This window comes from Pseudofrankia inefficax (genome assembly GCF_000166135.1).
GTDB lineage: Bacteria > Actinomycetota > Actinomycetes > Frankiales > Frankiaceae > Pseudofrankia > Pseudofrankia inefficax.
On the sequence record NC_014666.1, the window covers coordinates 5,508,707 to 5,523,501 of the forward strand.

Genomic DNA, 14,795 nt, shown 5'->3' on the forward strand with positions numbered 1-14,795 from the left:
CGGCTACGCCACGCTCCGACCGTTGACTACCTAACGCAGCTAAATAACCACTCTACGTATAGAGTCGCAGGCGTTCGTCCGCGCCAGCCCAGGGGTCGCGGACGAACGTCCTGAGGCTCTGGACGAAGGGATGGCCAGCGCGCGTGGAAGCCGCCGGTACGCCGACCCCACCAATCCCGAACCGCCGGCCGCGGTCACGACGACGCGCGGCCCGCTGGACCGGCCTGGCCACGCTGGCCGCCGCACTGCTGATCGAGACGGTCGTCACCCCGAACGCCGACCTCGCCGCCGCGGCGGGACCGGGCGCGGCACAGAGCCCGCCGCCGGCAACCGGCAACCCGTCCGGGCAGCCCTGGCTGTCCGGCGTGAACGGCGACCCGCAGATGACCCCGGCCGCCGTCAACCAGTTCTGCTTTCTGCGCGGCGACCCCTGCGACCTGGCCCAGGTCTACGTCTCGCGCAAGACCTGGGCGTCGGTCGTCGAGCCGTCCTATGCCGAGACCAACTTCGCCGGCTGGCCGGGCAAGCTGGTCATCACCGTTCCGCCGTTTCCGGAGGACGGGACCTCCAACCTGCAGACCTGCGCCACCGGGGCGTACAACAGCCACTGGCAGGAGTTCGGGCGCACGCTGAACGCCACCGGCCGCCAGAGGTCGATCATCCGGCTGGCCTGGGAGGGCAACGGCCGCTGGTACCCGTGGTCGGGCTCGGACCCGGCGGCGTACGTCGGCTGCTTCCGCCAGGTCGTCAACGCGATCCGCTCCACCGTCAGCGCGCCGCCGCGGTTCGACTGGTCGATCAACGCGCACATCTCGCAGAACCCGCCGAGCCACATCCCGACCGACCTCTACCCCGGCGACCCGTGGGTCGACGTCGTGTCGATCGACGCGTTCGACCACTACCCGGCGTCGCCCACGCTCGCCCAGTTCAACGACCAGGCGCAGGCCATGGGCGGCATCACCTGGCTGTACAACTTCGCCCGCGCGCACGGCAAGCTGTTCGGCATTCCCGAGTGGGGCGTCGCGTCCGGGTCGGGCGACGAGGGCGGCGGCGACAACCCCAACTACATCCAGTTCATGCACGACTGGATGGTGGCCCGGGCCGGGCAGGGCCTCTACTACGAGACCTACTACAACGCCTGCGACACACCCAGCGTCGGCTCGAACCTCGACCGGCCGCTCGGAGCCCGCTGCGCCTACGCGAATCCGGCTTCGGCGGTCCGTTACAGCCAGCTCTGGCGCGCGCACTCCTGATCTCGATACCCGGCGTTCGCCCGGGCGGGCGGACCGGGCGCGACCTGCGTCTGCGAGGCTGACGACCAGAGCCGGACGGCTCCGCCCTTGTCCGGAGCCCGGCCCCCCGCCAGCAGCGGGACGCGGACCGCCAGGAGGATCGATGCGCACGGTTGACGTCGAGTACACGTACGACGATCTGCAGCTGATCGGCGAGCTGTCGGTCGACGACGAGCGGCCCGGCCGGCGCCCGGCCGTGCTGGTCTGCCACGAGGGCGACGGGATGAGCGAGCACTCCCGGAACAAGGCCAGGCGGCTGGCCGAGCTGGGCTACGTGGCCTTCGCGCTGGACTACCACGGCGGCGGGCGCAAGCTGGCCGGTGACGAGGCCGGCAAGGCCTTCGCCAGGCTGTCCGCCGATCCCGACCGGGTGCGGGCCCTCGGCCAGGCCGGCCTGGACATCCTGCTCGCCCACGAGCTGACCGACCCGGCCCGGGTCGCGGCGATCGGCTTCTGCTTCGGCGGCACGATGGCGCTGGAGCTGGCCCGGGGCGGGGCCGACCTCAAGGCCGTCGTCGGCTTCCACTCCGGGCTCTCGACGAGCCGGCCGCAGGACGCCGCGAACATCACCGGCCGGATCCTCGTCTGCATCGGGACCGAGGACCCGATCATCCCGCCCGAGCAGCGCCTCGCGTTCGAGCAGGAGATGCGCGACGGCGGGGTCGACTGGCGGATGAACCTCTACGGCGGCGCCGCGCACAGCTTCACCAACCCGGCCGCCGACGGCTCCAGGATGCCGGCGATCAGGTACGACCAGCGGGCCGACGAACGCTCCTGGCGGGCCATGACCGACCTGTTCGACGAGGTGTTCTAGCCGGCCAAGCCGGCCCGGCCGGTCAGTGCTGGGTGAGCTTGACCAGGCCGAGGTAGAAGTCGTCGATGGACTGGACGGCGCCGAGGAACGCGTCGAGGTCGCTGGGCTTGCACACGTAGGCGTTGGCGTGCAGGTCGTAGCTGGACGCGACGTCGTCGGGCGCGTCGGAGGTGGTCAGCACGACCACGGGAATGGACCGCAGGGCCGCGTCCGTCTTGATCGCGGCAAGCGTCTCGCGCCCGTCCATGCGGGGCATGTTCAGGTCGAGGATGATCAGGTCGGGGCGGCGGCGGGCGGGGTCGCGCAGGTAGTCCAGGGCGGCGACGCCGTCCTGGACCGTGTGCAGGCTCGGGCCGATCCCGCGGGCGAGGAACGCCTCGGAGACGAGCATCGCGTCACCGGGGTCGTCGTCGGCGAGCAGGACGTCGTAGGGCCGGACCGACTCGGTGGCGTTCATCGACAGGGTGTCTCCATCAGATACTGCGTCCGCCCAGCGTGCCGAACGCGGCCCAATGGTCTCATAACCAGCGGTTTTCGCTTCCGGCGGCGGGTTCGTGGCCGCGCGGTCCTGGTCCTGCCGCTCCCCCTTGCCCGCGTGGTCGCCGAGCCCGTGGAGCGCGCCGCCGCCCGCGCGTCCGCGGCGACGGGCTCGGCGTTCAGCCCGTACCTCGAGGCCCGATGGTCCGCACCGGCCGGACGGGCCGGACACCGGCATCCCCCGGGGCCGGGCCGCACTTCGGTGCCCGAATTTCCCGTGATGAGAGATATGGGTTAGGCGCGATGACGCTCGGGTAGATCCGGGACTACCCACAACATCAACAGGCGGGACGGCGGGCATGGGAATCATCACGCGAATCCCGTGCTCGCGCCTTGAAAGCCTTCTGCCGCAGCATTTCCCCGTCGATCGTCCGGTCGCCGGCGCAGGCATCTCGCGGCCCGCCAGGCGGGCCGCGAGGAGCGGCCCGAGCCGGGTGCGGCAGGCCCCCTGAGAATCACGCCAGGTTGATCGCCAGCGACGTTCCCACGTCTTCCCAGCCGACGGTGCATCGGCGGATCAGGTCGGAATGATGAGAAACCGGACTGAGGAGTTTCTGATCGCGCAGGACCCGGCGATCGTCCGCGACACCCGCCACGCGGTGCGCCGGCTGTGCCAGGACGTCGACCTGGCCGCGGACACCTGCGAGACGGCCGTCCTGCTGGCCAGCGAGACCGTGACGAACGCCATCGTGCACGGCGCCCCACCCGCCCGCCTGGTCATCCAGGTCTCGCCGGAGGGCATCCGCGTCGAGGTCAGCGACGGCACCACCCTGCCACCGGTCGTCGTCGCCGCGCGGCCCGACGCCACCAGCGGCCGGGGCATCGGGCTGATCGACATCCTCGCGACCCGCTGGGGCGTCCAGCCGCACGCCAGTGGCAAGACCGTGTGGTTCGAGATCGCGCCGGTCCCCCAACCCACGTCGTAGCCGGCACCCGGCCATGGGCCCGACTGGAAAGCCGAACGGCCGTCGTACCCCGCCGAACCGCAGGGAAACCTGATCTCTAGCCAATTCCGGGCTGTTGGGTGTGTTTCTGTCCAGACGGACCATTCTGGGTTAGGAAGCCGTCATGCGGGGAAGTAACGGTGTAGAGCCGCATTTCGGCTAACAAACAGGGAGCTGACGCACGTGAGCGTTTTCGACAGCCTTCTCAACGGACTCGACGACGGCACCCAGCAGCGCACCCGGGACCTGATCGCGGACAGCGTCAACGCCGACCGCGCCGGAGTTCTCGCCGGTCTCAACCCGGAACGGTCGGTCGACACCGGCGGGCGAACCCGCCGCCGCCGTTCCTCCAACGGGTCCGACTCGGAATAGCAGAAATAGGCGGCTCCCGCCTTTTCCGGGATTTGAGAAGAAGGAAACTCGGCGATGCGGGACTTCGCCTGCCCGAAGTGCGGGCAGCGGCTCACGTTCGAGAACTCGCGGTGCCTCGGCTGCGGCAGCGGCCTAGGCTTCGACCCGGAGGCACGCTCGTTCGCGGTGCTGACCGACGAGGGCGTCCGCGTCGACGGTCCGGCGGCCGCCAGGTGCGCGAACGTCGACGTCGCCGCCTGTAACTGGCTCGCTCCCGCCGACCGGCGGTCCGGGCTGTGCGCCTCGTGCGCGCTCACCCGGACGCGGCCCGCGGACGCCGACCTCCACGCGTTGCCGGCCTTCGCCGAGGCCGAGGCGGCCAAGCGCCGGCTGGTCCTGGAGCTGGCCGAGCTGGGCCTGCCCATGCGCGGGCGAGACGTCGACCCCGCCACCGGACTGTGCTTCGACCTGCTGTCCAGCGGCCACGAGCGGGTCATCACCGGCCACGCGGACGGGGTGGTCACCCTGGACCTGGCCGAGGGGGACGACGTGCACCGCGAGCAGCTGCGGGTGTCGATGGCCGAGCCGTACCGCACCCTGCTCGGCCATTTCCGCCACGAGGTCGGTCACTACTACTTCACGGTCCTGGCCGCGGGCGGCGCGGGCCGGGCGCGGTTCGAGGAGCTGTTCGGCGACCCCGACGCCGACTACCAGGCCGCCCTGGACCGGCACTACCAGCAGGGCCCGCCCCCCGGCTGGCAGGAGACCTACGTCTCCGCCTACGCCACCATGCATCCGGCCGAGGACTGGGCCGAGACCTTCGCGCACTACCTGCACATCCGGGACACCCTCGACACGGCCGCCGCGTTCGGCCTCGCACCGGCCGGGGCGACCCTGGCCACCGCGCTCGCCGGCGAGGTCGGGTTCAGGCGGATCATCGAGCTGTGGCTGCCGCTGGCCTGGTCACTCAACATGGTCAACAGGTCGATGGGCCACCCCGACCTGTATCCGTTCGTCCTCCCGCCCGCCGCGCTGGACAAGATGGGCCTCGTCCACCAGCTCGTCGCCGAGGCGGGCGAGGTCGGCGGGCCTCGCCAGTAGAGGTCACAGCCAGTACAGGTCACAGCCAGTAGAGGCCACAGTCAGTAGACGTCGCGGACGTAGCGGTTCTCGGCGGCGAGCTGCCTGAGGTAGAGGGTCGCGGCGTCGTGGGTGCGCTGGCCGTGCTCGGCGACGATGTCACGCAGCGCCTCGTGGACGCCCTTGGCCATGTGGGTGGCGTCGCCGCAGACGTAGAGGTGCGCGCCGCGGTCGAGCCAGGCCCACAGCCGCGCGCCGTGCTCGCGCATCCGGTCCTGCACGTAGATCTTGGCGCTCTGGTCGCGGGAGAACGCGACGTCCAGCCGGGTGAGGGTGCCGTCCTGGCACAGGGCGTCGAGCTCGGCCCGGTAGTAGAAGTCGGTGGCGGCGTTCCGCTCGCCGAAGAACAGCCAGTTGGGGGCGGGGTCCGCGCGGGCCCGCCGCTCGTCCAGGAAGCCGAGGAACGGAGCGACGCCCGTCCCCGGGCCGATCATGATCGCCGGGGTGGCCGGGTCCTCGGGTGGCCTGAAGTGCGTGGTCGGGCGGACCGCGACGGGCAGCGGGGTGCCGAGCGGGGTGTCGGCCAGGTGGGTGGAGCAGACGCCCTTGCGGGCGAGGCCGCCCGGGCTGGTGAAGCGGACGACGGAGACCAGGACGCGGGCCCGGGCCGGGTCGACGAGCGGGCTTGACGAGATCGAGTACTGCCGCGGCCGCAGCCGGGTCAGGCTGTCGGCCCACTCCTGGGGACTGGCCCGGACGCCGGAACCGCTGATCACGTCGACGGCCTGGCGGCCCCACAGCCAGGCGTCGAGCTCCGCGCGCCGGTCGGCGCCCAGCCGTCGTCGCAGCTCCTCGTCGTCGGTGCGTTCGGCGACGAGACGCAGCAGGCCGCCGGTGGCGGCGCCGATCTCGAGGTGCGCGCGCAGTGCCTCGGCGAACGGGACCCGGCCCGCCCGCGGGACCTCGACGGGCTGGGCGCCGTCGGCGCCGGTGGCCTGGAGCCATTCGGCGACCAGGTCGGCGTCGTTGACCGGCGTGACGACCAGCGCGTCCCCGGTCCGGTAGGTGAGCCCGGTGCCGGCCAGGTCGACGGTGAACTCGCGGACCTCCTTGGTCGCGCCCGGCGCGCTGAGCAGCCGGTTGCCGGCCAGGGTGGCGACGGGGCCCTCGGTCCAGCTCGGCGGGGCCGGTCGGCTCGCCGGGATCGTGACGGCCGGGGTGCCGCCGGTCGGCTCCGCCCGCTGGTCGAGGGCGGTCGTCACCTGGTCGAGCCAGGCCGCGGCGTCGGCCTCGAAATCGGGCTCGCAGTCCACCCGCGCCAGCAACCGGGTCGCCCCGAGCTGCGCGAGCCGTTCGTCGAGGCGCCGGCCGTGGCCGCAGAAGTCGCTGTAGCTGGAGTCGCCGAGGGCCAGCACGGCGTAGCGCAGCTCCGGCGGCGCGGTGTCGGCCGTGGTCAACGCGTCGAGGAACCCGGTGCCGTTGTCGGGCGCCTCGCCGTCGCCGAAGGTGCTGGTGACCAGCAGCAGATCGGCCCGGGCGGGCAGTTCCTGGCCGGCGAACTCGGTCATCGGGTGGCACGCCACGCTGCGTCCCCGCTCGGTGAGGTGCTGGGTGGCGTGGCGGGCGAACTCCTCGGCATTGCCGGTCTGGGAGGCCCAGAGGACCAGCACGTCCCGCCCTGCCGAGGCGGCCGCCGGCGCGGACTCGCGTTGGAGCGTCCCGGGCTGGCGCGAGAACATCCCGGCCAGCACGCCGTTGACCCAGACCGCCCGGTCCGGGGCGAGCGGGGCGTGGGCCGGCAGCACCGGAACGGCCAGGCCCACCGTCGAACCGGGCTCGGCCGGCGGCGGGTCGACGCCGAGGCCGGCGAGGAACCCCGCCAGGTAGCGGCGTTCGTCGCCGGTCAGCGCCGGCGGGCCCAGGTCGTCGATCCCCAGCGTCCGCGCGAGCCGGCCGAGCGCCGCCGGCCCCGGTCGCGCCTCCCGGCCCGCCGCCGCCGTCGTCAGATCCGGCTCCCCCGGTTCGTCGCCGCGGGTGCGCTCGCCCGGGGCCTCGGTGTCGGCACGGCGCGCGGAGGCGACCTTGGTGAGGGTCACCGCGCAGACCTTGAACTCGGGCTGGAAGGAGATCGGGTCGACGGCGTCGTGGGTGACGGCGTTGACCGACAGGTACTCGCCGAACAGGTCGTTCCAGTGGAACGGGGCGAAGCAGCAGCCGGGCAGCACCCGTTCGCTGACCTCGGCCGGCAGCACCGCGCGGCCACGGCGGGAGGCGACCTCGACGGTGTCGCCGTCGGTGATGCCCAGCGCCGCCGCGTCAGCCGGGTGGATCTCGACGAACGGGCCGGCGTTGAGCCGGTTGAGCTTCGCGACCCGGCCCGTCTTGGTCAGGGTGTGCCACTGGTGCTGCACCCGGCCGGTGTTCAGCAGGAACGGGTACTGCTCGTCGGGCAGCTCGGCGGCGGGCAGGTGCGGGCGCGGGAAGAACACGGCACGCCCGTCGGGCGTCGGGAAGACGAGACGCGCCGCAGGGGCGGCGGCCGGCTGGCTCGGGCTGCCCGCCTGGTACCGGATCGGGTTGCGGGCCGGGCCGCCGGGAGCCGCCGGCCACTGCACCGGGCCGTCGCGCAGCCGGTCGTGGGTGACGCCGCGCAGGTCGTAGCCGGTCAGCGGGTTCCAGGCCTGGCGGATCTCGTCGAAGATCTCGGCGGCGCCGCCGTAGCTGAAGGCGTCCTCGAAGCCCATGGCGCAGGCGACCTGGGCGATGAGCTGCCAGTCGGGCCGAGCCTGCCCTGGCGGGTCGGCGGCCGGCTGCAGCAGGGTGAGGCTGCGCTCGGAGTTGACCATCACGCCGTCGGTCTCGGCCCACATCGCGCCGGGCAGGACCACGTCCGCGTAGGCGTTGGTCTCGGTCTGGGCGAACACGTCCTGGGTGATCACCAGCTCCGTCGCCTCCAGGCCGTCGATGACGGTCCTGCGGTTGGCGACGGACGCGACCGGGTTGGTGCAGATGATCCAGCAGGCCTTGACCTGCCCGTCGGCCATCCGTTCGAACAGCTCGACGGTGCCCTTGCCCACGTCGGTGCGCAGCGTCCCCGCCGGGATGTCCCAGAGCCGCTCGACGAAGGCCCGGTCCTCGGCGACGAGGACGCTGCGCTGGCCGGGCAGGCCGGGGCCCATGTAGCCCATCTCCCGGCCGCCCATCGCGTTCGGCTGGCCGGTCAGCGAGAACGGCCCGCTGCCCGGCCGGCAGATCGCGCCGGTGGCCAGATGCAGGTTGCAGATCGCGTTGGTGTTCCAGGTGCCGTGGGTGGACTGGTTGAGGCCCATCGTCCACAGGCTCATCCACTCGCCGGCTTCGCCGATCCACTCCGCCGCGGTGCGGATGTCGGCCTCCGGGATGCCGGTCAGCCCCGCGACGACGTCCGGCGGGTAGTCGGCCAGGAACTCGGGCATCGCGTCCCAACCGCGGGTGTGCTCGGCGATGAACGCCGCGTCGAGGTGGCCGTTCGCGACGAGCAGGTGCAGCAGCCCGTTCAGCAGCGCCAGGTCGGTGCCGGGGCGGATCTGCAGGAACAGGTCGGCCTTGTCGGCGGTGGCGGTGCGCCGCGGATCGACCACGATCAGCTTCGCCCCGGCCGTGCGGACCCGGTCCAGCAGGCGCAGGAACAGGATCGGGTGGCAGTCGGCCATGTTCGCGCCGATCACGAAGAACACGTCGGCGTGGTCGAAGTCGTCGTAGGAGCCGGGCGGGCCGTCGGCGCCCAGGGACAGCTTGTAGCCGGAGCCCGCGCTGGCCATGCACAGCCGGGAGTTGGACTCGATCTGGTTCGTCCCGATGAAGCCCTTGGCCAGCTTGTTGGCCAGGTACTGCGCCTCGATGCTCAGCTGGCCCGACACGTAGAGGGCGATGGCGTCCGGGCCGTGCGTGTCGAGGATCGCCCGCAGCCGCGTCCCGACCGTGTAGATCGCCTCGTCGACCGGCACGGGCGAGGGCTGCTCGCCCCGGTCGCGGCGGACCAGCGCGGTCTCCAGCCGGCCGGGCCCCGCGAGCATGTCGGCGGTGGTGGCGCCCTTGGTGCACAGCCGGCCCGCGTTGGCCGGGTGCGCCTTGTCGCCGCTGGCCTTCACGACGCGGCGGGCCCCGGTCTCGTCCCGGGCGACGTCGAGGACCAGGCCGCAGCCGACCCCGCAGTACGAACAGACGGTGCGCACCGCGGTGGACGTCACGCCCTCCGCGAGTCCACTCACGCTCGTTCCCGTTCGGCGCGACGCGGCGCGGTCTCCAGGCGCCGAAGTCGCCAAGGACGTGCCGGCTGCTCCATGCCCCGAGGCTAGGAAGCCGGGGTTACCTCGGAGTCACGGACCTGCGCGGCACCCGGTTACATCCCTCGCACACGGCTGCCGCCCATCAGGTGAGCCCGGAGCAAGCGCCTCGCGGCCAGTGCCGTGACCGCCGAGGTCCGCCCGTCGCCTTGATCGCGGCTTTCGCCCTCTGGTGGCTGCGAAACTGCCCTGGTAACGACCACCAGAGGGTCGAAACAATGATCATGGGGATGCGCCGTCGCGCGCACATCGATGAGAATTCGTCGGTGTCGGCCCGCCGCTGTTCCGCCGGCCGCGCCTCCGGGTGGTCACAGACGGCTCCGCACCGGGCGCCGTCGGCGATGGAGAGGGAGACGTCTCGCGCACGTAACGGGTGTGAACCGTCCAGCTAACGCACCGCCCGCACAGTCAAGGCATGCCCGAGGAGTCATGGAGCGTGCCCACCAGCCCGTCCGACCGACCCAGCAAGTCCGGCTCGCTCCGGCTTCGGGCGACGGGCGCACAGGACGGTAGCCAGCCGGAGACCCGCCGATGACCGGCCGCGGGCCGGGCGCCCGGCGTCCAGGGGAGCGGGGCGGGGCCGCGGATCCGACGGCGGCGCCGATGCCCACCGGCGGGCGGCTGCTCGTCGTCGGCAACGGCATGGTCGGGCAGCGCCTGGTCGAGGCACTGCGGGAACGGGACACCGACCGGCGCTGGCAGGTCACCGTGCTGTCCGAGGAACCGCGGCGGGCCTACGACCGGGTCGCGCTGTCCTCCTATTTCGACGGCGCCAGCGCGGCCGAGCTGGACCTGGTCGAGCCCGGCTGCTACGAGACCCCCGGCTACGCCCTGCACCTCGACGAGACCGCCGTCGACGTCGACCGGGCCGCCCGGACGGTCACCACCAGCCGCGGCCGGGTGCTGGGCTACGACGCACTCGTGCTCGCGACCGGCTCGTTCCCGTTCGTGCCGCCCGTGCCCGGCCGGGACCTGGCCGGCTGCTTCGTGTACCGCACCCTGGAGGACCTGGACGCGATCCGCGCGGCGGCCACCCACGCGAGGACCCACACCCGGGGCCGGCGGGCCGGCCTGGTGATCGGCGGGGGTCTGCTCGGGCTGGAGGCGGCGCGGGCGCTGCGGCTGCTCGGGATGTCCCCCCACGTCGTGGAGCTGGCGCCACGGCTGATGCCGCTGCAGGTCGACGAGGGCGGCGGCGCGCTGCTGCGGGAGCTGATCGAGGACCTCGACGTCACCGTGCACCTGGGCACGTCGGTGAGCTCCATCGCCCAGGAGCGCGACGGCCGGATGCTGGCGACGCTCACCAACGGCACCGAGCTGGACCTGGACCTGGTGGTGTTCTCCGCCGGGATCCGGCCCCGCGACCAGCTGGCCCGCGCCGCCGGCCTGCCGGTCGGCGAACGCGGCGGGGTCGTCGTCGACGACGCCTGCCGCACCGCCGACGAGGCGATCTTCGCGATCGGCGAGTGCGCGTGCATCGCCGGGCGGGTCTACGGGCTCGTCGCGCCCGGCTACGCGATGGCCGAGGTGCTGGCCGACCGGCTGCTCGGCGGCGCCGCGGCCTTCGCCGGCGCCGACATCTCCACGAAGCTGAAGCTGCTCGGCGTCGACGTCGCGAGCTTCGGCGACGCGCTGGCCGCCACCCCCGGCGCGCTGGAGGTGACGCTGAACGACCCGGTCCGGCGCAGCTACGCGAAGCTCGTCGTGTCCGACGACGCCACGACGCTGCTCGGCGGCGTGCTGGTCGGCGACGCGTCCCGGTACGCGAGCCTGCGGCCGCTGGTCGGGCGGCCGCTGCCGGGCGACCCGGTCGCGATGATCGCCCCGGGCGGCACCGAGGTCGGCGCCGGGGCGCTGCCTCCCGATGCCCAGGTGTGCTCGTGTCACGCGGTCACCCGGGCCGCGATCGACACCGCGATTACCACGGAGGGCCTGACCGACGTCGCCGGCCTCAAGGCGTGCACGAAGGCCGGGACCGGATGCGGGTCGTGCGTGCCACTGCTGAAAAGCCTGCTGGCCGAATCCGGCGTCGCGGTCAGCACCTCGCTGTGCGAGCACTTCGACCAGACCCGGGCCGAGCTGTTCGAGCTGGTCCGCGTCGAGGGCATCGCGACGTTCACCGAGCTGGTCGAACGCCACGGCCGGGGCCGCGGCTGCGACATCTGCAAGCCGGTCGTCGCCTCGATCCTGGCGAGCCTCGAGCACGGCCACATCCTGGCCGGCGAGCAGGCCGCCCTGCAGGACAGCAACGACCACGTGCTGGCCAACATCCAGCGCAACGGCACCTACTCGGTCGTGCCCCGGGTGCCGGGCGGGGAGATCACCCCGGAGAAGCTGATCGTGCTGGGCGAGGTCGCCCGTGACTTCCACCTCTACACGAAGATCACCGGCGGCCAGCGCATCGACCTGCTCGGCGCCCGCCTGGAGCAGCTGCCCGCCATCTGGACCCGTCTCGTCGACGCCGGGTTCGAGTCGGGGCACGCCTACGGCAAAGCTCTGCGTACGGTGAAGTCGTGCGTGGGCTCTACGTGGTGCCGCTACGGGGTCCGAGACTCCGTCGGCCTGGCCATCGAGCTGGAGCTGCGCTACCGGGGCATCCGCTCCCCGCACAAGATCAAGGCAGGGGTGTCCGGCTGTGCCCGCGAATGCGCCGAGGCCCAGTCGAAGGACATCGGCGTGATCGCCACCGAGAACGGCTGGAACCTCTACGTCGGCGGCAACGGCGGCTTCCGGCCCCGGCACGCCGACCTGCTGCTCACCGACGTCGACACCGAGACCCTGGTCCGCACCATCGACCGGTTCATCATGTTCTACGTCCGCACCGCCGACCGGCTGCAGCGGACGGCCGGCTGGGTCGAGTCGCTGTCCCGGGACGGGGTCGACGGGCTGGCCTACCTGCGCGCGGTCCTGGTCGAGGACTCGCTGGGGATCGCCACCGAGCTCGACGAGGCGATGGCCCGCCACGTCGAGCGCTACCAGGACGAGTGGGCGGCCGTCCTGGACGACCCGCAGATGCTGGGCCGCTTCGTCTCGTTCGTCAACGCCCCCGACGCCCCCGACCCGACCATCACCTTCGTCACCGAGCGCGGCCAGCCCCGCCCCACCCCGCTGCCGACACCGGCCCGCAGGGCCGACGTCCCCCTGGAGGTCTCCCGGTGACCGCGCCCGTAACGCATCCGGCCGGCGTGCCCGCCCTCGCCGGCACGTGGACGCCGGTCTGCCGCGGCGCCGCCCTGCTGACCGAGCGCGGCGCGGCGGCACTGATCGGTGAGCTTCAGGTCGCGGTGTTCCGCACCTTCGACGGCACGCTCTACGCGGTCGACAACCGCGACCCGTTCACCGGCGTGCACGTCCTCGCCCGCGGCATCGTCGGCAGCCGCGGCGACGTCCCCACCGTCGCGTCGCCGCTGCACAAGCAGGTCTTCGACCTGCGCACCGGCGCCTGCCTCGACGACCCGTCCGTCGCCGTCGCCAGCTACCCGGTCCGCGACCGCGCCGGGCTGATCGAGATCTGGACCCCGGGCCCGTGACCCCGGCCGCCACCGACGCCGGGCCGACTGCGGAGACTTCGCCGGCAGAACCCCTGGAACCACTGGCCGGCTACACGATCGGCATCACCGCCGCCCGCCGCCGCAAGGAACTCGGGGCCGCGCTCGAACGGCGCGGCGCCAAGGTCGTCTACGCCCCGGCCATCCAGATCGTGCCCCTGGCCGACGACAGCGAGCTGCTCCAGGCCACCGAGCGCTGCCTGGCCGCGCCGCTGGACGTCGTCGTCGCGACGACCGGGATCGGGTTCCGCGGCTGGATGGACGCCGCCGAGACCTGGGGCCTGGCCGAGAAGCTCACCGAGGCCGTCGACGCGGCCACCGTCCTCGCCCGCGGCCCGAAGGCCCGCGGCGCGATCCGGGCCGGCGGCCTGCGCGAGACCTGGTCGCCGGAGTCGGAGTCATCCAGCGAGGTCCTCGACTACCTGATGTCCGGCGACGACCTGAGCGGGAAGCGGATCGCCGTCCAGCTGCACGGCGAGCCGCTGCGGGACCTGGTCGACACACTGCGGCTGGCCGGCGCCGACGTCATCGAGGTCCCCGTCTACCGGTGGGTGCCGCCGGACGACCCGGCGCCGCTCTACCGGCTCCTGGACACCGTGGCGACCGGCGGGGTCGACGCGGTCGCCTTCACCAGCGCTCCGGCGGCGGTCAGCTTCCTGCAGACCGCCGACCAGCGGGACTGCGGTCCGGCCGTGCGGGCCGCGCTGCGCGGGCCGGTGTTGGCGGCCTGCGTGGGCCCGGTGACGGCCGGGCCGCTGGTGCGTGAGGACATTCCCGTCGTACAGCCGGGGCGCAGCCGGCTCGGGGCGCTGGCGCGGGAGATCGTAGAGCAGGTTCCGGCCCGGCAGGGGCAGCTGGTGCCGGCGGCCGGGCATCTGCTCGACGTGCGTGGGCACGCTGTGGCGGTCGATGGGCGGCTGGTGCCGCTCAGCAGCGCGAGCATGGCGCTGTTGCGCCAGCTGATCGCCAGGCCTGGTCAGGTCGTGTCGCGTCGTGATCTGTTGGGGCTCACTCCGGGGGATGGCGGGGACGAGCATGCGGTGGAGGTCGCGGTCGGGCGGCTGCGGGCGGCGCTCGGGGACCCGCGGATCGTGCTGACGGTGGTCAAGCGCGGTTACCGGCTCGCCTACGAGCCCGAACGAGCGAGCAGCCGCGACGGGCACTGGCGGTACTGAACAAGCCCGCGGCCCGAACCGACCGTGCCTTGGCGTCCGCGGCACGAGTCGCCCGAGCCACACCCGCGCTTGACGCGGTACAGCTACCGAGTGGCACGGATCTTCGATGGCCCCGACCCGATCGGGTACCTGCTCGTCGTGCCGGACGTCTACTCGATACAAACGGGCGGTGCCCTGTGGTGGCGTCGGTGGGCCGAGGTTCGCCATGGAGCGATGCTCTACCTGGCGCTGCCGGGCACCGACTTTCCGTTCACGGACACGATCGTGTGGCCCGACGACCTTCCGGGGGAACTTGACGACTGGGACCTCGGCCGGTTCCGGCTGATCGACGAGACCTATGCCCTGCGATGGCTCGGCGAGGACGAGTCCCGCAGCCTGGCCACGGAGCAGTTCGGCATGCGGCGCCGCTGATCGTCGATGGGGGAAGGCAGAGGATCTGGTGGTGGAGGATCTCGCTACGCGCAGAGGAAATCGACCTCGCTATCGGCAACCTGAAGCGCCCGGAGGGCTTCTGCCCGCCACCGAATATGATCTTGGTCGAGCGCAAGCACTGGTCCGCGCCCGTCGACAGTAAGACGCTCGGATATTTCGTCAACACCCTGGCCACACACAGTGCGGAGCTGGCAGTTGTCGTCGCTTCCAATGGCATCACCGGAGACCGCGAGAAGCTGACCAATGCGCACGCTCTCAGCTAACGATTGCAAGCCGAAGGCGCTGCCGCCGTCCCTG

Annotated in this window: 12 protein-coding genes; 10 read left to right on the forward strand and 2 right to left on the reverse strand. The window is 72.6% G+C overall.

The window, feature by feature from the left end:
- The first annotated feature begins 143 nt into the window (after positions 1 to 143).
- Positions 144 to 1,253, forward strand: a complete 1,110-nt coding sequence (locus tag FRAEUI1C_RS22365) for a glycoside hydrolase family 26 protein (RefSeq protein WP_013425617.1) — start codon at positions 144 to 146, stop codon at positions 1,251 to 1,253.
- 142 nt (positions 1,254 to 1,395) lie between these two features.
- The gene (locus FRAEUI1C_RS22370) at positions 1,396 to 2,106 is read left to right on the forward strand and encodes a dienelactone hydrolase family protein (protein ID WP_013425618.1); all 711 of its coding nucleotides are present in this window, start codon (positions 1,396 to 1,398) and stop codon (positions 2,104 to 2,106) included.
- A 22-nt stretch (positions 2,107 to 2,128) separates the two neighbouring features.
- On the opposite strand, the gene FRAEUI1C_RS22375 is transcribed toward FRAEUI1C_RS22370, so the two are convergent.
- On the reverse strand, positions 2,129 to 2,563 hold the full coding sequence (locus FRAEUI1C_RS22375; RefSeq protein ID WP_013425619.1) for a response regulator: 435 nt from the start codon (positions 2,561 to 2,563) through the stop codon (positions 2,129 to 2,131).
- A 610-nt stretch (positions 2,564 to 3,173) separates the two neighbouring features.
- On the opposite strand from FRAEUI1C_RS22375, the gene FRAEUI1C_RS22380 reads away from it, so the two are divergent.
- The 3 genes from FRAEUI1C_RS22380 to FRAEUI1C_RS22390 all read left to right on the forward strand — a co-directional run bounded on the left by FRAEUI1C_RS22380 (position 3,174) and on the right by FRAEUI1C_RS22390 (position 5,039).
- Positions 3,174 to 3,569 carry an ATP-binding protein gene (locus FRAEUI1C_RS22380; protein WP_013425620.1) on the forward strand — a complete coding sequence of 132 codons (396 nt, stop codon included), beginning with the start codon at positions 3,174 to 3,176 and terminating at the stop codon, positions 3,567 to 3,569.
- 201 nt (positions 3,570 to 3,770) lie between these two features.
- Positions 3,771 to 3,959: a hypothetical protein gene (locus tag FRAEUI1C_RS22385; RefSeq protein WP_013425621.1), complete on the forward strand. Its 189-nt coding sequence runs from the start codon at positions 3,771 to 3,773 to the stop codon at positions 3,957 to 3,959.
- A gap of 54 nt (positions 3,960 to 4,013) precedes the next feature.
- Positions 4,014 to 5,039 carry a zinc-binding metallopeptidase family protein gene (locus FRAEUI1C_RS22390; RefSeq protein ID WP_013425622.1) on the forward strand — a complete coding sequence of 342 codons (1,026 nt, stop codon included), beginning with the start codon at positions 4,014 to 4,016 and terminating at the stop codon, positions 5,037 to 5,039.
- 41 nt (positions 5,040 to 5,080) lie between these two features.
- Here the strand turns inward: FRAEUI1C_RS22390 and FRAEUI1C_RS22395 are convergent, their stop codons facing one another.
- Complete coding sequence (locus FRAEUI1C_RS22395) at positions 5,081 to 9,268, reverse strand: bifunctional nitrate reductase/sulfite reductase flavoprotein subunit alpha (RefSeq protein ID WP_013425623.1); 4,188 nt, start codon at positions 9,266 to 9,268, stop codon at positions 5,081 to 5,083.
- Between the two features lie 678 nt (positions 9,269 to 9,946).
- Here FRAEUI1C_RS22395 and nirB point away from each other — a divergent pair.
- The 5 genes from nirB to FRAEUI1C_RS39710 all read left to right on the forward strand — a co-directional run bounded on the left by nirB (position 9,947) and on the right by FRAEUI1C_RS39710 (position 14,761).
- Positions 9,947 to 12,502, forward strand: a complete 2,556-nt coding sequence (nirB, locus tag FRAEUI1C_RS22400) for a nitrite reductase large subunit NirB (protein WP_041261236.1) — start codon at positions 9,947 to 9,949, stop codon at positions 12,500 to 12,502.
- Positions 12,499 to 12,873: a nitrite reductase small subunit NirD gene (gene nirD, locus FRAEUI1C_RS22405; RefSeq protein WP_013425625.1), complete on the forward strand. Its 375-nt coding sequence runs from the start codon at positions 12,499 to 12,501 to the stop codon at positions 12,871 to 12,873. The genes nirB and nirD overlap by 4 nt, the downstream gene beginning before the upstream one ends.
- A complete protein-coding gene (locus tag FRAEUI1C_RS22410; RefSeq protein ID WP_013425626.1) occupies positions 12,870 to 14,066 on the forward strand; it encodes a uroporphyrinogen-III synthase in 1,197 nt (398 codons plus the stop codon). The genes nirD and FRAEUI1C_RS22410 overlap by 4 nt, the downstream gene beginning before the upstream one ends.
- A gap of 90 nt (positions 14,067 to 14,156) precedes the next feature.
- On the forward strand, positions 14,157 to 14,477 hold the full coding sequence (locus FRAEUI1C_RS22415; protein WP_232425080.1) for a hypothetical protein: 321 nt from the start codon (positions 14,157 to 14,159) through the stop codon (positions 14,475 to 14,477).
- 122 nt (positions 14,478 to 14,599) lie between these two features.
- Positions 14,600 to 14,761 carry a hypothetical protein gene (locus FRAEUI1C_RS39710; protein ID WP_157735016.1) on the forward strand — a complete coding sequence of 54 codons (162 nt, stop codon included), beginning with the start codon at positions 14,600 to 14,602 and terminating at the stop codon, positions 14,759 to 14,761.
- The last annotated feature ends 34 nt before the right edge of the window (positions 14,762 to 14,795 follow it).